General features: G+C 73.3%; 16 protein-coding genes. 12 read left to right on the plus strand and 4 right to left on the minus strand.

The window, feature by feature from the left end:
• The first annotated feature begins 7 nt into the window (after window positions 1-7).
• The 3 genes from OSR43_RS09175 to OSR43_RS09185 are packed head-to-tail and all read left to right on the plus strand — an operon-like array spanning window position 8 to window position 2,214.
• A complete protein-coding gene (locus OSR43_RS09175; RefSeq protein WP_302271024.1) occupies window positions 8-919 on the plus strand; it encodes a 3-oxoacyl-ACP reductase in 912 nt (303 codons plus the stop codon).
• A gap of 13 nt (window positions 920-932) precedes the next feature.
• Window positions 933-1,700 carry an SDR family NAD(P)-dependent oxidoreductase gene (locus OSR43_RS09180; protein ID WP_302271026.1) on the plus strand — a complete coding sequence of 256 codons (768 nt, stop codon included), beginning with the start codon at window positions 933-935 and terminating at the stop codon, window positions 1,698-1,700.
• 16 nt (window positions 1,701-1,716) lie between these two features.
• Window positions 1,717-2,214, plus strand: a complete 498-nt coding sequence (locus OSR43_RS09185; protein ID WP_302271028.1) for a PPOX class F420-dependent oxidoreductase — start codon at window positions 1,717-1,719, stop codon at window positions 2,212-2,214.
• Between the two features lie 131 nt (window positions 2,215-2,345).
• Here the strand turns inward: OSR43_RS09185 and OSR43_RS09190 are convergent, their stop codons facing one another.
• Window positions 2,346-2,948, minus strand: a complete 603-nt coding sequence (locus OSR43_RS09190) for a TetR family transcriptional regulator (RefSeq protein WP_302271030.1) — start codon at window positions 2,946-2,948, stop codon at window positions 2,346-2,348.
• A 211-nt stretch (window positions 2,949-3,159) separates the two neighbouring features.
• On the opposite strand from OSR43_RS09190, the gene OSR43_RS09195 reads away from it, so the two are divergent.
• Genes OSR43_RS09195 through OSR43_RS09205 form a run of 3 tightly spaced genes read left to right on the plus strand, consistent with a single transcriptional unit; the run spans window position 3,160 to window position 6,290 of the window.
• Complete coding sequence (locus OSR43_RS09195) at window positions 3,160-4,452, plus strand: glycosyltransferase family 4 protein (RefSeq protein ID WP_302271032.1); 1,293 nt, start codon at window positions 3,160-3,162, stop codon at window positions 4,450-4,452.
• A complete protein-coding gene (locus OSR43_RS09200; protein ID WP_302271034.1) occupies window positions 4,439-5,200 on the plus strand; it encodes a class I SAM-dependent methyltransferase in 762 nt (253 codons plus the stop codon). The genes OSR43_RS09195 and OSR43_RS09200 overlap by 14 nt, the downstream gene beginning before the upstream one ends.
• Complete coding sequence (locus OSR43_RS09205; protein WP_302271035.1) at window positions 5,193-6,290, plus strand: prenyltransferase; 1,098 nt, start codon at window positions 5,193-5,195, stop codon at window positions 6,288-6,290. Before OSR43_RS09200 ends, OSR43_RS09205 begins: the two co-directional genes overlap by 8 nt.
• Here the strand turns inward: OSR43_RS09205 and OSR43_RS09210 are convergent.
• Window positions 6,249-6,911 (minus strand): class I SAM-dependent methyltransferase, encoded by a 663-nt coding sequence (locus OSR43_RS09210; RefSeq protein ID WP_302271649.1) that lies wholly within the window; start codon window positions 6,909-6,911, stop codon window positions 6,249-6,251. The genes OSR43_RS09205 and OSR43_RS09210 overlap by 42 nt on opposite strands.
• 76 nt (window positions 6,912-6,987) lie before the next feature.
• Between OSR43_RS09210 and OSR43_RS09215 the strand changes: the two genes are divergently transcribed.
• Both OSR43_RS09215 and OSR43_RS09220 read left to right on the plus strand, forming a co-directional pair.
• The gene (locus OSR43_RS09215) at window positions 6,988-9,057 is read left to right on the plus strand and encodes an acyl-CoA dehydrogenase (protein ID WP_302271036.1); all 2,070 of its coding nucleotides are present in this window, start codon (window positions 6,988-6,990) and stop codon (window positions 9,055-9,057) included.
• Window positions 9,058-9,119: 62 nt separating this feature from the next.
• The gene (locus tag OSR43_RS09220; protein ID WP_302271037.1) at window positions 9,120-10,259 is read left to right on the plus strand and encodes a CDP-glycerol glycerophosphotransferase family protein; all 1,140 of its coding nucleotides are present in this window, start codon (window positions 9,120-9,122) and stop codon (window positions 10,257-10,259) included.
• 241 nt (window positions 10,260-10,500) lie between these two features.
• On the opposite strand, the gene OSR43_RS09225 is transcribed toward OSR43_RS09220, so the two are convergent.
• Window positions 10,501-11,745 carry an alpha/beta hydrolase gene (locus OSR43_RS09225; RefSeq protein WP_302271038.1) on the minus strand — a complete coding sequence of 415 codons (1,245 nt, stop codon included), beginning with the start codon at window positions 11,743-11,745 and terminating at the stop codon, window positions 10,501-10,503.
• Window positions 11,746-11,841: 96 nt separating this feature from the next.
• On the opposite strand from OSR43_RS09225, the gene OSR43_RS09230 reads away from it, so the two are divergent.
• The gene (locus OSR43_RS09230) at window positions 11,842-13,272 is read left to right on the plus strand and encodes a wax ester/triacylglycerol synthase family O-acyltransferase (protein WP_302271039.1); all 1,431 of its coding nucleotides are present in this window, start codon (window positions 11,842-11,844) and stop codon (window positions 13,270-13,272) included.
• A gap of 3 nt (window positions 13,273-13,275) precedes the next feature.
• Here the strand turns inward: OSR43_RS09230 and OSR43_RS09235 are convergent, their stop codons facing one another.
• Window positions 13,276-14,829, minus strand: a complete 1,554-nt coding sequence (locus OSR43_RS09235; RefSeq protein WP_302271040.1) for a DNA polymerase ligase N-terminal domain-containing protein — start codon at window positions 14,827-14,829, stop codon at window positions 13,276-13,278.
• 62 nt (window positions 14,830-14,891) lie between these two features.
• Between OSR43_RS09235 and OSR43_RS09240 the strand changes: the two genes are divergently transcribed.
• From OSR43_RS09240 to OSR43_RS09250, 3 genes are all read left to right on the plus strand, one after another.
• Window positions 14,892-15,848: an NAD(P)-dependent oxidoreductase gene (locus tag OSR43_RS09240; protein WP_302271041.1), complete on the plus strand. Its 957-nt coding sequence runs from the start codon at window positions 14,892-14,894 to the stop codon at window positions 15,846-15,848.
• Between the two features lie 111 nt (window positions 15,849-15,959).
• Window positions 15,960-17,315 carry a GntP family permease gene (locus OSR43_RS09245; protein ID WP_302271042.1) on the plus strand — a complete coding sequence of 452 codons (1,356 nt, stop codon included), beginning with the start codon at window positions 15,960-15,962 and terminating at the stop codon, window positions 17,313-17,315.
• Between the two features lie 28 nt (window positions 17,316-17,343).
• A complete protein-coding gene (locus OSR43_RS09250; protein WP_302271043.1) occupies window positions 17,344-18,276 on the plus strand; it encodes a LysR substrate-binding domain-containing protein in 933 nt (310 codons plus the stop codon).
• The last annotated feature ends 19 nt before the right edge of the window (window positions 18,277-18,295 follow it).

Below are 18,295 nucleotides of genomic sequence, written 5' to 3' on the forward strand. Positions count from 1 at the left end.
GCACCTGATGAGCACCACCACCGACGACCTCTCCCTCGACGGCCGCGTCGCCGTCGTCACCGGCGCCGGCGCCGGCCTGGGCCGGGCCGAGGCCCTCGCCCTGGCCGCGGCCGGCGCGAGGGTCGTCCTCAACGACCTCCCCGGCGCCGCCGACGAGGCGGTCGAGGAGATCCGCTCCCGCGGCGGCGAGGCCACCGTGGTCGAGGGCGACGTCTCCGAGCGGTCGACCGCCGACGCGATGGTCGCGGCCGCCGTGGACGGCTTCGGCTCGCTCGACATCGTCGTGAACAACGCCGGGATGACCCGCGACCGGATGCTCTTCAACATGTCCGACGAGGAGTGGGACGCGGTCATCAAGGTGCACCTGCGCGGCCACTTCCTGCTCTCGCGCAACGCCGCGGCGTACTGGCGCGGGAAGTCGAAGGAGGCCGACGCCCCGGTGTACGGCCGCGTCGTGAACACCGCGAGCGAGGCGTTCCTGGGCGGGTCGCCGGGGCAGCCGAACTACGCCGCCGCCAAGGCCGGCATCGCCGCGCTGACGCTGTCGACCGCCCGCGGTCTCGGACGCATCGGCGTGCGCGCCAACGCCATCTGCCCGCGCGCCCGGACCGCGATGACCGCACAGGTCTTCGGTGAGGACACCTCCGGCTCGGAGATCGACCCGTACTCGCCCGACCACGTCGCGCCGCTCGTCGCCTACCTCGCCTCACCGGCGGCGGACGCGATCACCGGCCAGGTCTTCGTCGTGTACGGCGGGATGGTGGCGCTCGTCGCCGCGCCCGTCGTCGAGCAGCGCTTCGACGCCTCCGGCTCGGTCTGGGAGCTCGAGGACCTCGCCAAGCAGGTCGGCGGGTTCTTCGAGGGGCGCGACCCCTCGGTCGGCTTCGCGGCCGACTCGATCATGCAGCTGACGGTCTGAGGGAGGTCTGGTCGTGGGACGTCTCGCGGGGAAGGTCGCCATCGTCACCGGTGGCGCGATGGGGCAGGGCGCGGCGATCAGCCGCGCGTTCGTCGCCGAGGGGGCCTCGGTCGTGCTCGCCGACATCGCCGAGGACGCCGGTCGGGCGCTGGCCGACGAGCTGGCGGCGGGCTCCGAGGGCCGCGCGCACTTCGCGCGCCACGACGTCGGAGACGCCGCCTCGTGGGCGACGCTGGTCGAGGACACCCACCAGCGCTTCGGGCCCGTGGGCGTCCTGGCCAACAACGCCGGGCTGCTGCGCTTCGGGGAGATCGGCACGATGCCCCAGGAGGAGGTCGAGCTGCTGTTCCGCGTCAACCAGCTCGGCTGCTTCCTCGGCATGCAGGCCGTCACCGCGACGATGCGCGAGCACGGCGGCGGCTCGATCGTCAACGCCTCCTCGGTCGAGGGCCTGGCCGGGATGGCCGGCTGTGCGGCGTACGCCGCGACGAAGTGGGCCATCCGCGGGATGACCAAGTGCGCGGCCATGGAGCTCGGCCCGCACGGCATCCGGGTCAACTCCGTGCACCCCGGGATGATCGACACCCCGATGACGCGGGTGCACGGCGGCGACGCGGCGATGGAGTACGGCGCCTCCAAGGTGCCGCTGCGGCGCGTCGGCCAGCCCCAGGACATCGCACCGCTGTACGTCTACCTCGCCTCGGAGGAGTCGGCGTACGTCAACGGTGCCGAGATCGCCATCGACGGCGGCGTGACGTCCACGCACGCCTTCGGTGGCTGACCGCTAGGTTCACGCCATGGCCAACCAACGTTCCCAGGTCGTCATGTCCGACGCCGAGGTGGACACCTTCCTCGCCCAGCAGCGCAGCTCCACCGTCGCGACGATCGGCCCGAACGGCCAGGTGCACCTGGTCGCGATGTGGTACGCCTGGCTCGACGGCCACATCTGGATCGAGACCAAGGCCAAGTCGCAGAAGGTCGTCAACCTGCGCCGCGACCCGCGGATGAGCTTCCTCGTCGAGGCCGGCCACACCTACGACCAGCTCCGCGGCGTCTCGCTCGAGGGCTCCGGCGTCGTCATCGAGGACGAGCAGACCGTCTGGGACGTCTGCGTCAACGTCTTCGAGCGCTACAACGCGCCGTACACCGAGGAGCTGCGGCCGTTCGTCGAGGTGATGGCCCGCAACCGCGTCGTCGTCCGCCTCGACGTCGACCGCACCCGCAGCTGGGACCACCGCAAGCTCGGCATGGACCCCATGGACCTCGGCGGCTCCACCGCGGAGTTCCTGGACTGACCTGCGCGGGGGCTCGTGTGCCAGCCGGCCGCTGGAAGCTTCATCGGCTGGCCGCTGAACCTGTCGGTGGGACGCTGAACCTCCCGGCCAACCGGTGGTCGAGCACCAGTCGGGCGACCCGGCCCGCAGGGTCAGTCGCGCAGGATCAGGTGGACGGCGCGCTCGATCTGCTTGCCGGTGTCGGCGGCGGTCTGGCGGCCGGTGACCCAGGCGACGAGGGCGGCGAGCCAGACGTCGCCGATGACGCGGGCGATGGTGACGTCGTCCTCGTTGGGCTCGGTCTGGCCGGGGTGCATGGCGCGGGTGAGCATCCGGGTCAGGAGCATGCCGACGGTGTGGATCTCGGCCTGCACCGAGGCGTCGGCGAACATGAACGCCCGGGTGAGGGCCTCGGTGAGGTGCGGGCTGCTCTGCAGGCCGCGGGTGGTGCCCTTGAGGACGTTGATGACGCGCTCGGAGGCGGTGTCGCCGGGGACGACCTCGTCGCGGCGCAGCACCTCGGTGCGCTCGAGCTCGCGGCCCAGGGCGCTGACGAGCAGGTGGATCTTGGAGGGGAAGTAGCGGTAGAGCGTGCCGAGGGCGACGTCCGCCTGGTCGGCGACGGCCCGCATCTGCACGGCGTCGAAGCCGCCCGTCGAGGCCAGGTCGATGGTCGCGTCGAGGATCCGCTTGCGCCGGTCGCGCTGGGCTGCGGAGCCGAGGTCCTCCACGCTGAGGGAGTTGGTCGTGCTCATCGCTGCTGCCCCTGGGTGCTCGTTCCGGTCATGTCGAGCCGGTGTCCTGCACAGCGGGATCCGATGCAGATCCCGGACGAGACCGCCGGTATGTGGCACTAGGCTACCGGCAGGTGTTCCGTGATAGGAACACGTTCCAGTTCGTCCGGTCCGGCGTGTCAGACATCCGGTTCATGTCCGGATGTCGGCAACGGCACAGTCGAGAAAGGTCGTGACGCGCGTGCGGATCGCGATGCTGTCCTACCGGAGCGCACCCCACACCGGCGGTCAGGGCGTGTACCTGCGGCACCTCAGCCGTGAGCTGGCCAACCTCGGTCACGAGGTCGAGGTGTTCTCGGGGCAGCCCTACCCCGAGCTCGACCACCCCGACGTCCGGCTGACCAAGGTCCCGAGCCTGGACCTCTACCGCCAGCCCGACCCCTTCCGCGTGCCGAAGCTGCGCGAGTTCCGCGACCGCATCGACGTCGAGGAGTTCGCGACGATGTGCGTCGCCGGCTTCCCCGAGCCCAAGACGTTCAGCTCCCGGGTGGTGCGCGTGCTGCGCGACCGGGTCGACGACTTCGACGTCGTCCACGACAACCAGGTGCTCGGCTACGGCATGCTCGAGATCGAGCAGCTGGGGTTGCCGCTCATCACCACGCTGCACCACCCGATCACCTTCGACCGGCGCATCGACATCAGCCAGACCCGCAACCCGTGGCGCAAGCTCACGCTCTGGCGCTGGTACGGCTTCCTGCGGATGCAGGCGAAGGTCGCCCGCGCCGCCCGGAAGATCCTCACGCCCTCGGAGGCCTCCAAGCGCGACATCGCCCAGGACTTCGGCGTCGACCCGGCCCGGATGCAGGTGATCCTGCTCGGCGTCGAGGACACCTTCAAGCCGCCGACGAAGCCGCGCGTCCCCGGCCGGATCCTGGCCATGGCCAGCGCCGACGCCCCGATGAAGGGCATCGCGACGCTGCTCGAGGCCTTCGCCAAGCTGCGGACCGAGCGGGACGTCGAGCTGGTCCTGATCACCAAGCCCCGGCCCGGCGGGACGACCGAGAAGCTCATCGAGCGGCTCTCGATCGGCCACTGCGTGCGGTTCGTCAGCGGGGTCACCGACGCCGAGCTGGTCGAGCTGATGGGCTCCGCCGAGGTCGCCTGCGTGCCGTCGCTCTACGAGGGCTTCTCGCTGCCGACCGCCGAGCTGATGGCGTGCGCGACCCCGCTGGTCGTCTCCCGCGCCGGCGCGATCCCCGAGGTCACCGGCCCCGACGGCGAGGCCGCCGACCTGGTCACGCCCGGTGACGTCGGCGAGCTCACCGCCGCGCTGGGTGCCCTCCTCGACGACCCCGAGCGCCGCGAGCGGATGGGTGCCGCCGGCCGTCGCCGGGTCGAGGAGATGTTCAGCTGGCGTGCCGTGGCGGTCAAGGTCGCCGAGGCGTACGAGGAAGTGATCGAGGACTACCGCCGCGAACGCGCCGCGGGTCCGTCGGACGAGAGGAACAACCGTGCTCACCGTTGACTTCGACCGCCTGGGGCTGCGCCCGGGCGACCGTGTGTTGGACATGGGCTGCGGCGCCGGCCGGCACGCGTTCGAGATGTACCGCCGTGGGGGCGACGTCATCGCCTTCGACATGGACGCCGACGAGCTGGCGAAGGTCCGCGACCTCTTCGTGGCCATGAAGGACGCCGGAGAGGTCCCCGAGGGCGCGCAGGCCGACGTCAAGGAGGGCGACGCCCTGCAGCTGCCCTTCGCCGACGGTGAGTTCGACCGGATCGTCGCCGCCGAGGTGCTCGAGCACATCTGGGCCGACGTGGACGCGATCAAGGAGCTCGTCCGCGTGCTGCGCCCCGGCGGCACCCTGGCGATCTCGGTGCCGCGCTGGCTGCCCGAGGTCATCAACTGGAAGCTGTCGGAGGAGTACCACAACGCGCCCGGCGGCCACATCCGTATCTACACCGACCACGAGCTGGTCGACAAGGTCACCAAGGCCGGCCGGCCCAACGACGGCGAACCCGGCGACGCGATGGTCTTCGAGGGCAAGGACTACGCCCACGGCCTGCACGCGCCGTACTGGTGGATCAAGTGCGCCGTGGGCGTCGAGAACGACGACCACCCGCTCGCCAAGGCCTACCACCGGCTCCTGGTGTGGGAGATCATGAAGCAGCCGACCGCGCTCAGGCTCGCGGGCAAGGTGCTCGACCCGCTGATCGGGAAGAGCATGGTGCTGTACTTCCGCAAGCCCGGGACCGCGGGTGCCGATGACTGAGCAGCTCCCGTACGTCGACGGGGTGCTGACCGCCTCCCAGGTCGCCGACACCGCTGCGTCGATCGCGGCCATGCAGGAGCCCTCGGGCGCCGTGCCGTGGACGACGGGTGAGCACGTCGACATCTGGAACCACGTCGAGGCCGCCATGGCGATGCTCGTCGGCGGGCAGGTCGAGGCCGCCGAGCGCGCCTACGCCTGGGTCCCCACGATGCAGCGCCCCGACGGGTCCTGGCCGATGAAGATCGTCGCCGGCGAGGTCGACGACGAGCGCGGCGAGGTCAACATGTCGGCGTACTTCGCCGTCGGCCTCTGGCACCACTGGCTGGTGCGCCGCGACCTCGCCTTCGTGCGGCGGTACTGGCCCAGCGTGCGCGCGGGCCTGGACTGGGTCGTCGGCCAGCAGCTGCCCTTCGGGGGCATCCGGTGGACGCCGACCGAGGAGGGCGCCCTGCTCGCGGGCTCCTCCAGCATCTACCAGTCGCTGCGCGCGGGGGTGGCGCTGGCCGACCTGCTCGACGACCCGCAGCCGGAGTGGGAGCTCGCCGGCGGACGGCTCGGCCACGCGGTGCGCGAGCACCGCGACCTGTTCCTGGACAAGGCGACCTACTCGATGGACTGGTACTACCCGGTCCTCGGCGGCGCGGTCCGCGGCCAGGCCGCCCTCGACCTGCTGGCGACCCGGTGGGACGACTTCGTCGTGCCCGACCTCGGCATCCGCTGCGTCGACACCAACCCGTGGGTGACCGGCGCGGAGACCTGCGAGCTGGTGATGGCGCTCGACGCGATCGGCGACCACCGCCGGGCGCTGCGGCTGCTCGCCGACATGCAGCACCTGCGTGCGGACGACGGGCGGTACTGGACCGGCTGGGTCTTCGGCGACGACGTCAACTGGCCGCACGAGTGGACGACGTACACCGCGGCCGCGGTCGTCCTGGCCGTCGACGCGCTCGGCGAGGTCGCCGGGCACGGCACCGCCGGCTCGGGGATCATGCGCGGGACCTCGCTGGCCCCCCACTTCGCCGAGCTGGCCCTCGAGTGTGGCTGCGAGTCAGCCGACGAGCTCGCCCGCAGCGCCGGTCGTCCGTCGTAGGACGCGCATGGAGCCCAGCGCCTCGACCTCCTCGAAGGCGCCGGACTCCAGCGCGCGCAGGAAGACGTGGTACGGCGGCTGGCCGCCGTCCGCCGGGTCCGGGAAGACGTCGTGGATGACGAGCAGCCCGCCGACGTCGAGCCAGCGCGCCCAGCCGGTGTAGTCGTTCTGGGCGTGCTCCTCGGCGTGGCCTCCGTCGATGAAGAGCATCGACAGCGGGGTGCGCCAGTGGGCGCTGACCGTCGTGCTGCGGCCGATGACCGCGACGACCTGGTCCTCCAGGCCGGCCAGGCGCAGGGTCCGGCGGAACGTCGGGAGGGTGTCCATGACACCGAACTCCTCGTCGACCAGGGTCGCGTCGTGGTGCTCCCACCCGGCCTGGTTCTCCTCGGACCCGCGGTGGTGGTCGACGGTGAAGACCACCGCCTGCGGGCCGCCGACCTCACGGGCGGCCGCGCCGAGGTAGATCGCGGACTTGCCGCAGTAGGTGCCGACCTCGAGCGCCGGCCCGTGGGCGAGCCGCTCGAGCGCGACGCGGTGCAGCAGCATGCCCTCGTCCTCAGGCATGAAGCCCTTCGCGGCCAGGGCGTGTCCCAGCCAGTCGGACGTGGGATCGACCATGTTCGTCACGGCGCCAGACTAGTAGGTTGTAACACGTTCTAGTTCCGGCCCCGCCGCGTCGCGCGAGAGGACACTCATGTCGATCGGGATCTCCGAGGAGCACGTCGAGCTGGCCGCGAGCCTGCGCAAGTGGGCGACGACCCTCGACGGTCCGGCCGTGGTGCGGTCCGCGGAGGGCGAGGCCGCCGAGGCGTTCGCGCCGACCTGGCAGGCGGTCCAGGAGATGGGCGTCGCCACCATCGGCCTGCCCGAGGCCGCCGGCGGCGGCGGGGGATCGGTCCTCGACCAGGCGGTCGCCCTCGAGGCGTGCGCCCACGGGCTCGTGCCCGGGCCCCTGCTCGGGCCGGTGGTCGCGCACTCGCTGCTGGGCGGGTCCGAGGTCGCCGCCGCGCTGGGCGAGGGTGCGGTCGTCGCCGTCGGCCTCTCCGACCTGGTGTGGGACGTCCCCTCCGCCACGCACGTGCTGCTCGAGGTCGGGTCCGGCGGGTGGCGCGTCCTGCCCGTCGAGGCGGTCACGACCGCCGCGAGCACGGGCCTCGACCTCAGCCGGCGGTACGGGACGGTCGCGGTCCAGGACGCCGGTGCCGGGGTCGCGGTGCCGCACCTGACCCGCGAGCTCCTGCACCGCACGGCCGTCACGTACGCCGCCGCCGAGGCGGCCGGGCTGGCCCGCTGGTGCCTGGACACGGCCGTGGAGTACGCCAAGGTCCGCGAGCAGTTCGGCCAGAAGATCGGGGCGTTCCAGGCCGTCAAGCACCTGTGCGCGGAGATGCTGGAGACCTCCGAGGCGGTCACCGGCGCGGCGTGGGACGTCGCGTCGGCCGCTACCGGACCCGAGGAGCAGTGGGCCTTCGCCGCCGACGTCGCGGCGGTGACCTGCTTCGACGGCGCGGTCGAGGTCGCCAAGACCTGCATCCAGGTGCTCGGCGGCATCGGCTTCACCTTCGAGCACGACGCCCACCTCTACCTCCGCCGGGCGGTCGCCCTGCGGGCGCTGCTGGGCAGCAGCGACGAGGCCGCGCGCCGGCTCGCGGCCCGGGCGGTCGCCGGCACGCGGCGCGCCCTCGAGGTCGACCTCGAGGGCCGCGACGCCGAGGTGCGGGACGAGGTCCGCGCGGCCGTCGAGCAGGTCGCCGCCCGGCCGGCCGCGGAGCAGCGGGCCGGCCTCGTCGACACCGGCCTGCTGATGCCGCACTGGCCGGCGCCGTACGGCAGGGGCGCGGACGCGGTGACCCAGATCGTCATCGACCAGGAGCTCGCCCGCGCGGGCGTGACCCGCCCCGACATCGTCATCGCCGGCTGGGCCCTCCCGACGATCCTGGAGCACGGCACCGACGCCCAGCGCGAGCGGTTCGTCGAGCCCTCGCTGCGCGGCGACCTGGTCTGGTGCCAGCTCTTCTCCGAGCCCGGCTCCGGCTCGGACCTGGCCTCCCTGCGCACCCGTGCGGAGAAGGTGGACGGCGGCTGGCGGCTCAACGGACAGAAGGTGTGGACGTCGGTGGCCGACCGCGCCGACTGGGGCATCTGCCTGGCCCGCACCGACCCCGACGCGCCGCAGCACAAGGGGATCTCCTACTTCCTCGTCGACATGCGCTCGGCGGGCATCGACGTGCGGCCGCTGCGCGAGATCACCGGCGAGGCGCTGTTCAACGAGGTCTTCCTCGACGACGTCTTCGTGCCCGACGAGATGATGGTCGCCGGCCCGGGGGACGGGTGGAGGCTCGCCCGCACCACCCTCGCCAACGAGCGGGTGGCGATGGCGGGCAGCCGCCTGGCCAAGAGCACCGAGCGGGCCGTCGAGCTCGCCGCGGCCGGGGTGGGCGCCGCCCAGGAGGTGCGGGTCGGCCAGGCGGTCGCGCTGTCGACGGTCTGCTCGCTGCTCGGCGTGCGCTCGACGCTGCGCTCGCTGGCCGGCCAGGGCCCCGGCCCGGAGTCGAGCGTCGCCAAGCTGCTCGGTGTGCGCAACCGCCAGGACGGCTCCGAGCTGGTCGTCGCCCTGCACGGCGACCGGGCGCTGACCGATGCCGAGGACGTCCGCGCCGACGTCTGGGAGATGCTCAACACGCGGTGCCTCTCCATCGCCGGCGGGACCACCCAGGTGCTGCGCAACGTCGCCGGCGAACGCATCCTCGGACTGCCCCGATAGCGCAGGTCAGAACGGTTTTCAGCCGATTCTGAGAAGGTCTTCGCGACCTCTACGATCCTCCGGTGCTCGACGCCTCCATCCTCGCCTACTTCGCCGACGACACCACCCGCACCTACCAGCTCGTCCAGTGGCTGCCGGTGCTCGAGCTGCTGGCCGAGCAGCATCCGGTGGGCGTCGTCGCGCGCGACGAGGCGGCGGCCGAGGTGCTCCGCTCGAGGACGCTGCTGCCGGTCGAGGTCGCGGCGTCGTTCCCCGAGCTGACCGAGCTGTACGCCGCGGTGGACCCCAAGGTGGTGCTCTACTGCAACAACTCGATGCTGAACTTCCAGTCGCTGCTCCACGGCCGGGCGCTGCACGTCCACGTCAACCACGGCGAGAGCGACAAGCAGAGCATGGCCAGCAACAACGCCAAGGCCTACGACCGGGTCTTCGTGGCGGGTGAGGCGGCCGTGCAGCGGCACCGCTCCGGTCTCCTGGAGTTCGACACCGGGCGTCTGGTGCGGACCGGCCGCCCGCAGCTGGACCTGCGTCGCGACCCGCTGCTGGCCCCGACCGACCGCCGCACCGTGCTCTACGCGCCGACCTGGGAGGGCGACGCGGAGTACAACGACTACACCTCCGTCGACACGATCGGCCCGGACGTCGTCCGCGCGGTGCTCGCCGTGCCCGACGTGCGGCTGGTCTACAAGCCGCACCCGAAGGTCGCCACCAGCCTGACGCCCGCCGTCCGCGACGGGCACCGAGCGATCCTCGCGCTCGTCGACGAGGCGGCCCGGCGGGACCCCGAGGCCGGGCACACCGCGATCGTCGCCGGCGACATCCTCGCGCTCATGCCCGACTGCGACGCCATGGTCACCGACGTCTCCTCCGTCGGCCTGGACTGGCTCTACCTGCGCACCGAGCGGCCGGTCTTCATCACCGACCGTCACCACGACGCGGAGCGGCTGCGCCAGGAGGTCCCGGTCAGCCGGTGCGCCGACGTCCTCGACGACGTCGACGTCGCCTCGCTGACCGAGCTGCTCGCGGCCCGCCTGGACCACGACGAGCACCACCTGGCCCGGGTGGCGATGCGCCACCACTACTTCGACGACCTGCAGGTCGGCGACAGCACCGTCCGCTTCCTCGACGCCGTCGCCGAGCTCGTCGCCCTGCGCGACTCGCTGCTCGGCGAGCCGGCCGAGGACGCCGCCATCACCGCCTGACCCGCTGGACCGCCGGCCGCCCCGTGCTGCTGGTCGAGCAGGTAGGCGCGCCAGCGCCGAGCGTCGTCGAGACCCGGCGAGGTGCGTGCGGTGGGTGTGCTGCTGGTCGAGCAGGGAGGCGCGCCAGCGCCGAGCGTCGTCGAGATCCGGCGAGGTGCGTGCGGTGGGTGTGTGGGTGCGGGGGTCTCGACGACGCTCGCTGGCGCTCGCTGCTCGACCACCAGCCGACCAGCGGCCGGGCTCAGCCGGCGACGCGGCCGCGCTCGCGGCGGTACTGGTTCCAGTGCCAGTGGAGGTAGCGGTCGATCGCGCGGACGACGTGCGAGCTGCGGATCGACGGGAAGACGTCGAAGGCGTGCTGGGCGCCGGGCAGCTCGGCGTACACCACCGAGCGCTTGGAGACGCTCCGCAGCCGCTCGACGAAGGCCCGCGCCTGGGCGACGGGCACGAGGGTGTCGTAGGTGCCGTGGACGACGAAGAAGTCCGCCGCCTCCGGGGTGATCCGCAGGATCGGCGAGGCCTGCTCGAAGACCTCCGGGTCGTCGGCGTACCTGCGCCGCAGGACGTACGGCGCGAGGAACCGGTCGCGCAGCAGGACCGCGGCCCGGGAGCCGGTGGAGCCGGCGAGGTCGTAGACGCCGTAGTGGGGGACCGCCACCTGGACCGAGGTGTCGGCGTCCTCGAACCCCGGCTGGTACGTCGCGTCGCCGGGCGTCAGGGCGGCGAGGGCGACCAGGTGGCCACCCGCCGAACCGCCGGTGATCGCGACGTAGTCCGGGTCGCCGCCGTGGTCGGCGATGTTGGCGCGGATCCAGGCGATCGCCTTCTTGACGTCCACGACGTGCGCGGGCCACTCCGACCGCGGCGAGAGCCGGTAGTTGATCGCGACGCACACCCACCCCTTCGAGGCGAGGTGCTGCATGAGCGGGATGCCCTGCTGGTCCTTGTTGCCGATGGTCCAGCCGCCGCCGTGCACCTGGAGGAGCACGGGCGCGCCGCCGTCGGGGACGCCGTCGGCGGGGGAGTAGACGTCGAGCAGCCCGCGCCTGCCGATGGCGGGGTCGTAGGCGATGTCGCGCTCCACGCGCACGGCGGCGTTCCGCATCCGGAACGGGACGACCAGCCGCCGCCACGGCACGGCCAGGTCGGCCGGCGTCGGCTCGGCGTCCAGCTGCTCGGCGTAGTCGGCGCCGAGGGCCTCGACCAGGCTGTCCTCGGCGCGCTCCCGCACCTGCCGCGCCTGCAGCACGAGGTAGGAGAGGCCGGCCACGCTGGCCGCGGCGAGGGCGAGGCCCCGGGGGTCGCGGCGGCGTCCCGTCGCGTGCGCGGCGGCGTCCGCCACGGTCAGGGCCAGGACGTGCGGCGCCATCTCGCCGACCAGCCAGCCGGCGAAGAAGGAGGGGATGCCGGGGCGGAAGCCGGGGAGCGGGCGGAGCGCGTTCGCGGTGAGCGCGGCGGTCACGACCTGTCGGCGCAGGAACGACATGGGGACGACCCTAGTCCGGAACGGGGAGGACCGGCGTGACGTCCCGCCGCCTCACCCGTTGGTGGGTGGAACACGTTCTAGGAGAGGATCCCACTCGTGGTGGACCGACTGTCGGGGCTCGACGCGAGCTTCTTGTACCTCGAGACGCCGGCGCAGCTGATGCACGTGTGCGGGGTGATCGTGCTCGACCCCGCGACGATGCCCGAGCCGTACTCCTTCGCCCGGCTGCAGGCGACCATCGACGAGCGGGTCCGCGACACGCCGGCGTTCACCCGCAAGCTGCGGCGCGTGCCGCTGGGGCTGGACCACCCGATCTGGGTGCGGGACCGGCAGTTCGACATCGAGCGCCACGTGCACCGTCTCGCGCTGCCGGAGCCGGGCGGCCTCGCCGAGCTGACCGAGCTGGCCGGGCACCTCGCCGGCCAGCCGCTGGACCGGTCGCGGCCGCTGTGGGAGATGTGGGTGGTCGAGGGGTACGACGCGGGGCTGGGGCGCGACCTCGTCGCGGTCTTCATGAAGATGCACCACGCGACCGTCGACGGGGTCTCCGGCGCCAACCTGGTCTCCCACCTGTGCAGCCTCGAGCCCGGCGCGGAGCCGCTCGGGACGGCGGACGACCAGCGCTACGGCCGTGACCCCGACCAGCTCGAGCTGCTCGGCCGGGCCCTGCTGTCGAACGTCACCAAGCCGGTGCAGGCAGCCCGGCTGCTGAGCCCCTCGGCCCAGCTGGTCACCCGCACCATCGGCCGGGCCCGGGCCGGCACCGCGATGGCGGCCCCGCTGACCGCGCCGCGCACGTCGTTCAACGGCACGATCACCGGCCACCGCGCGATCGCGCTGGTCGACATGGAGCTCGAGCACGTCCGCGAGGTGAAGTCCGCGACCGGCACCACCGTCAACGACGTGGTGCTCACCGTGGCCGGCGGCGCGCTCCGCTCCTACCTCGAGGAGCGCGGCGAGCTGCCGTCGGACTCGCTGCTGGCCACCGTCCCAGTCTCGGTCCACGGCAGCTCCAGGCGGTCGGCCGGCGTCAACAAGGTCTCGGCGCTGTTCGCCAAGCTCGGGACCGACGAGGAGGACCCGCTGGTCCGCCTCGAGGAGATGGCGACCCGCAACCGGCACGCCAAGGAGCACCACAACGCGATCAGCGCGGACGCGCTCCAGGACTGGGCTGAGTTCGCGGCACCACGGACCTTCGGGCTGGCGATGCGCACCTACGCCGGGCTCCGGCTCGCCGAGCGGCACCCGGTCGTGCACAACCTGGTCATCTCCAACGTCCCGGGGCCGCCGGTCCCGCTGTACTTCTGCGGCGCCGAGGTGCTCGGCCTCTACCCGCTCGGCCCGGTCTTCCACGGCGCGGGGCTCAACGTGACGGTGATGTCCAACCACGGCCACCTGCACGTCGGCGTCATCGCCTGCCGGGAGTCCGTGCCGCAGCCCGAGGACCTGGTGCAGCGCTTCCCGGCCGAGCTGGCCACCCTGCGGGCCGCGGTCGCCGCGCAGCGCTCCTTCACCGCGGTCGAGTGATCCTCAGCTGATCTCGGGCAGCTCCTGGGCCGCACCCAGGAGTGCGCGGAACGGGTCGCCGTGGGTGGCGACGCGGTCCAGCACCGTGCGGACGGTCCAGCGGTCGGGGCGCAGGTCGGGGTCGTCGAGCTCCTCCCAGCGGATCGGGACCGACACCGGGGCGCCCGCTGCGGGACGAGGTGACCACGGCCCGACGAGCGTCTTGTTGACGGCGTTCTGCGTGTAGTCGAGCCGCGCGAGCCCGCCCCGCGCCCTGACCTCCCACTTCCAGCTGACCAGCTCCGGGACGACCTTGCCGACCGTGCGCGAGAGCCGCTCGACCCACGCGCGGGTGTCGGCGAAGGTGTAGCCGGGCACCACCGGCACCCACACCTGGATGCCACGCCGACCGGTCACCTTCGGCAGCGCGGTGACCCCGAGGTGGTCCAGCGCCGTGCGGTGCAGCCGGGCGAGCACCAGCAGCTCCTCCCACGTGGTGCGCTCGCCGGGGTCGAGGTCGACCAGGGCGTACGTCGGCTCGTGCATCGCCGCGGTGCGCGAGGTCCACGGGTGCCACTCGAGCGCCCCGAAGTTGGCCATCCAGACCAGGGTCGCCGGCTCGTCGGCCACGACGTACGCCGTGGTCTCGCCCTCGTCGGCGTCCGGGTTCTCCCAGCACCCCACCCACGCGGGAGCGTGGTCGGGCCGCTGCTTGTGCCAGAAGCCGCCGTGCTCGGCGCCCTCGGGGTAGCGGTGCAGGTTGACCGCCCGGCCCTCGAGGTAGGGCAGCGCGACCGGCGCCACCTGCGCGGCGTAGGCGAGCAGCTCGCGCTTGGTCACGGGCGGCTCGTCCTCCCGCCCGGGGAAGAGGACCTTGTCCAGGTTGGTCACCTTGACCCGCCGGTCGTGGACCTCCCACGTGCCGCCGCTGCCCGGGAGCGCGGCGAGCGCGTCGACCACCTCGTCCGGTACGCCGGCCGCCGGGGTCGGCGGGACGCCGGCGGCGACGTCGTCGTTCGAGCGGCCGCTCAGCACCGAGCGGGGGTGGTCCTCGGGGTCCCACCCGTCGACCGCGTGCTCGTCGCGCTTGTGCAGGAGCATCCACTCCTCCTTCTCGCCGGCCTCGCGCCGGACGAGCACCAGCCGCCCGCGCAGCTTGCGGCCGTGGACCTCGACGTGCAGCTCGCCCGCCGCGACGGCCGCGGCCGGGTCGTCGGTGTGGACCGGCTCGAACGTGCCGGTGTCCCAGACGACCACGTCGCCGCCGCCGTACTCCCTGCCCGGGATGGTGCCCTCGAAGAGCAGGTAGTCGACCGGGTGGTCCTCGACGTGCACCGCCAGCCGCCGTGCTCTCGGGTCGAGGGTCGGCCCCTTCGGCACCGCCCAGCTGACCAGCACGCCGCCGATCTCGAAGCGCAGGTCGTAGTGAAGGTGGCTGGCCCGGTGCCGCTGCACGACGAACCGTGGCGCGGCGGACCCCGTCGCCACCGCGCCAGCGGGCTCCGGCGTGCGTGCGAAGTCGCGCTTGGCGCGGTACGCCGCGAGCAGGTCCGCAGGCTCGGGCGTGCTCGTGCTCATGGCCGGCCGGTACCCACGCACGGCGGGGCCGCCGGTGTGGGCGCGCGTGCCAGGGTGGCGCCATGAGCGAGTCGTCCACCAGCACCAGCACCAGCACGCACGTCGTCGTCGTGACCGGGGCCAACGGCTTCGTCGGGGCCCGCACCTGCGCCGCCCTCGTCGAGCGCGGCGCGAGCGTCCGCGCGGTCGTGCGCCGGCACGGCACCGCCCCCGCCCTGCCCGGTGTCGAGGAGCGCGTCGGGGAGTTCACCGACCCGGCGTTCGCCGCGGACGTCGTCGACGGCGCGACCGTCGTGGTCACCACCGTCCACCCGATGGGCTCGGACCGCGGGACGCAGGAGCGGATCGGCGTCGAGGGCACGAGCACCCTCGCGCGGGCGGCCCGCGACGCCGGCGTCGGCCGTCTCGTGCACGTCTCAACGGCAGCGGTCTACGACCGCTCCCCGTCCGTGGGCGACGTCGACGAGGCCTCGGCGCTGGTCGGCGAGGACGGCGGGGACTACGGGGTCACCAAGCGCGACACCGACGCCGCGCTCGGCAGGGTCGACGGCATCACCCGCGTGCTCGTCCGGCCCCCGGCGATCCTGGGCCCGGGCGAGACCTCGGTGTGGAACACGCTGCGGCCCGCCGCCGTCCGGGACCAGCCGGAGGCGCGGCGCACGACGCCGGGCGCGACGTTCGCGTGGGTGCACGTCGAGGACCTGGCCGCGTTCCTGGCCGACGTGGCGACCGGCCGGGTCGCGGACGCCACCGATCCCGAGCGGGGCCCGGTGGCGGGGGAGTGCACGCCGGTCAACCTGGCCGCCGAGCCTGCCTCGACCCGGGACTACCACGAGACGGTCACCTCGGCGGTCGGCGTCGAGCCGGAGTGGGCTGAGGGGCCCGCGTGGACGGGCCGGATCGTCGCCGACCGCGCCCGCGGCTGGGGCTGGACCCCGCGGGTGGACCTGGCCGGGGCGCTCGCGGAGCTCGGCGAGGGCCTGCGCACCGGCGGGGCGCGGAGCGCCGATGAGGCATAAGCCACGCTGATGGCACCCCCGCCCCGAGCGGTCTACCGCGAATGACGGGAGCGTGGTTTCCTCGGCCCTCGTGACCGGCATCACCTGCGCCGGTCCGAGGGAAGGAAACCCATGATCGTCCTGTACGCCGTCATCGCCATCGCGGCGGTGCTGAGCCTCATCATCTGGCTGAAGGTCGAGCCCGTGATCGCCCTCGTGGTGGGCTCGCTCTTCCTCGGTCTCGCCGGCGGCGTCGGGCTCACCGGGACGCTGGACGCCATCGCCGTCGGCTTCGGCGACATCATGGCCGAGGTCGGCCTGCTGATCGGGTTCGGCGTGCTCGTCGGGTCGCTGCTCTACGCGATGGGCGCGCTGCAGAAGCTCGTGGCGCTCCTGCTGCGGGTGCTCGGCACGCGGCGGCTGCCGTACGCGATGAGCGCCGCGCTCACCACCCTCTTCCCCTCCATCTACGTCGACGTGCAGCTCGTCCTGGCCTCGCCGCTGGCCCGCTCCGCGGCGCCCGAGCTGGGGCGCAACGGGCTGCCGCTCCTGGCGGGGTCGCTGACCAGCGGCATCCTCGTCGGCTACGTCTTCGTCATCCCGGGCCTGGGCACGCTCTCCATCGCCGGCCTGCTCGACATCCCGCTCGGCACGATGCTGCTGTTCGGGCTCGTCGTCGGCCCGCTCACCGCCGTCCTCACCACCTACGCGTTCAAGCTGCTGCTCGCCACCGGGATCTGGAACCCCGAGCGCGACGAGGACGCCTCGCCCGCGCTCCTCGAGGCCGAGCGGGCGGCCGCCGAGGAGGAGGACGCCGACCTCCGGACGCCGCCGCTGGGGGTCTCGCTGCTCCCGATCCTCGTCCCGCTGGCGATGATCGCCTTCGGGGCGATCGCGGACGCCGCCGGCTTCGACAGCCCCGCCACCCGCTTCGTCGGCAACGCCGTCTTCGCGCTGTTCGTCGGCCTGCTCGGCGCGTACCTCCTCGCCCGGCGCAGCCTGGGCCGCGAGCGCACCGACGAGGCCGTCGGGCGCGGCCTGAGCACGACCGGGCAGATCCTGCTGATCACCGGTGTGGGCGGCTCGCTCGGCGCGGTGATCGGCGCGACCGACCTCGCCGACGTGCTGGGCGACCTGTTCTCCGCGGAGAGCGGCGCGCCCGTGGTCGTCACCATCCTCCTGGCCTGGCTGATCGCCGCGCTGCTGCACTTCGCCATCGGCTCGATCTCGGTCGCGGCCATCGCCGCCGCCGGCATCATCACGCCGATCCTCGGCACGCTGGACGTCGCGCCGGTCGTCGTCGGCCTCGCGATCGGCGCCGGTGCGCTGTTCGCGCTGCAGGTGAACAGCAACTTCTTCTGGATGTTCCAGAGCCTGCTCGGGATCACGACGTCGGGTGCGCTCAAGGCGCTGACGCTCGTCACGGCGATGGCGTCGGTGATCGCGCTGCCGATCATCATCGTCCTGGGCTTCCTGGTGCCGGCGTGAGCCGGTCGCTGCTCCCGTCGTCCCCGGGGTGGTCGTGGACATCGCGGCGCTGAGGGACTTCATCCTGGTCGTCGACGCGGGCAGCCTCACCCGGGCGGCCGCCCTGGCCGGGGTCTCGCAGCCGGCGATGAGCCAGCGCATCGCCCAGCTGGAGGCCCAGGTCGGCCACCGGCTGCTGGAGCGCGGCCCCCGCGGGGTCGAGGCGACCGCCGCGGGCCTGGAGCTCTACCGGGGCGCGCAGCAGGTCGTGCGGCAGGTCGACCGGCTCGCGGAGTCCCTGGGCTCGGGCATCCGCGACATCCGCGGCGCGGTGTCGGTCGGCCTGCCCTCGACCGTCGCGCCCAGCCTGGTGCCCGCGCTGGTCCCGCTGGTGGCGGCCCGGCACCCCGGCATCCGGCTGGAGCTCTTCGAGTCGATGAGCGGGTACGTCGAGGAGCTGCTCGGCCGGGGACGGCTCGACCTGGCCGTCCTCTTCCGCCCCGACGCCACCGACCGGCCCGGCGAGGTCGCGTTGTACGAGGAGGAGCTCTTCCTCGTCACCGGCACCGAGGTCGACCCAGCCACGGAGCCCGCGAGCGCCGCCGAGCTGGTCGACCGGCCGCTGGTCGCGCCCGGCGAGCGCAGCAACCTGCGCCACCTCGTCGAGCGGTTCTTCACCACCGCCGGCGTCCGGCCGCGGGTCGTCGCCGACGTCGAGTCGCTGGCCGCCATGGTGCGGATCGCCCAGACCGGCGCCGCCTCGGCGGTGCTGCCCCGCTCGGTGGCGACGGCGTTCACGGGTCCCGACCTCACCCTGCGGCCGCTGCGTCCCGCGGTGCGCCGCACCGTCGCGGTCTGCACGGCCGCGGAGTTCTACGAGCCCCGGGTGGCGGTGCTGGCGGTGCGCGACGCGGTCGTCGACGCCGTCCACCACCTGGCCGACCGCTCCGCCTGGCCGGGGATCGCCCCGGTCCGCCGATGACCTCCCACGCCCCTCTCGA

Source organism: Nocardioides sp. Arc9.136, from assembly GCF_030506255.1.
Classification (GTDB): domain Bacteria; phylum Actinomycetota; class Actinomycetes; order Propionibacteriales; family Nocardioidaceae; genus Nocardioides.

Coding starts and splice junctions, on each gene's coding strand:
- OSR43_RS09240 (WP_302271041.1), top strand. CDS start 14,892: ATGAGCGAGTCGTCCACCAGCACCAGCACCAGCACGCACGTCGTCGTC.
- OSR43_RS09205 (WP_302271035.1), top strand. CDS start 5,193: ATGACTGAGCAGCTCCCGTACGTCGACGGGGTGCTGACCGCCTCCCAG.
- OSR43_RS09190 (WP_302271030.1), bottom strand. CDS start 2,948: ATGAGCACGACCAACTCCCTCAGCGTGGAGGACCTCGGCTCCGCAGCC.
- OSR43_RS09245 (WP_302271042.1), top strand. CDS start 15,960: ATGATCGTCCTGTACGCCGTCATCGCCATCGCGGCGGTGCTGAGCCTC.
- OSR43_RS09225 (WP_302271038.1), bottom strand. CDS start 11,745: ATGTCGTTCCTGCGCCGACAGGTCGTGACCGCCGCGCTCACCGCGAAC.
- OSR43_RS09210 (WP_302271649.1), bottom strand. CDS start 6,911: ATGGTCGATCCCACGTCCGACTGGCTGGGACACGCCCTGGCCGCGAAG.
- OSR43_RS09235 (WP_302271040.1), bottom strand. CDS start 14,829: ATGAGCACGAGCACGCCCGAGCCTGCGGACCTGCTCGCGGCGTACCGC.
- OSR43_RS09185 (WP_302271028.1), top strand. CDS start 1,717: ATGGCCAACCAACGTTCCCAGGTCGTCATGTCCGACGCCGAGGTGGAC.
- OSR43_RS09175 (WP_302271024.1), top strand. CDS start 8: ATGAGCACCACCACCGACGACCTCTCCCTCGACGGCCGCGTCGCCGTC.
- OSR43_RS09215 (WP_302271036.1), top strand. CDS start 6,988: ATGTCGATCGGGATCTCCGAGGAGCACGTCGAGCTGGCCGCGAGCCTG.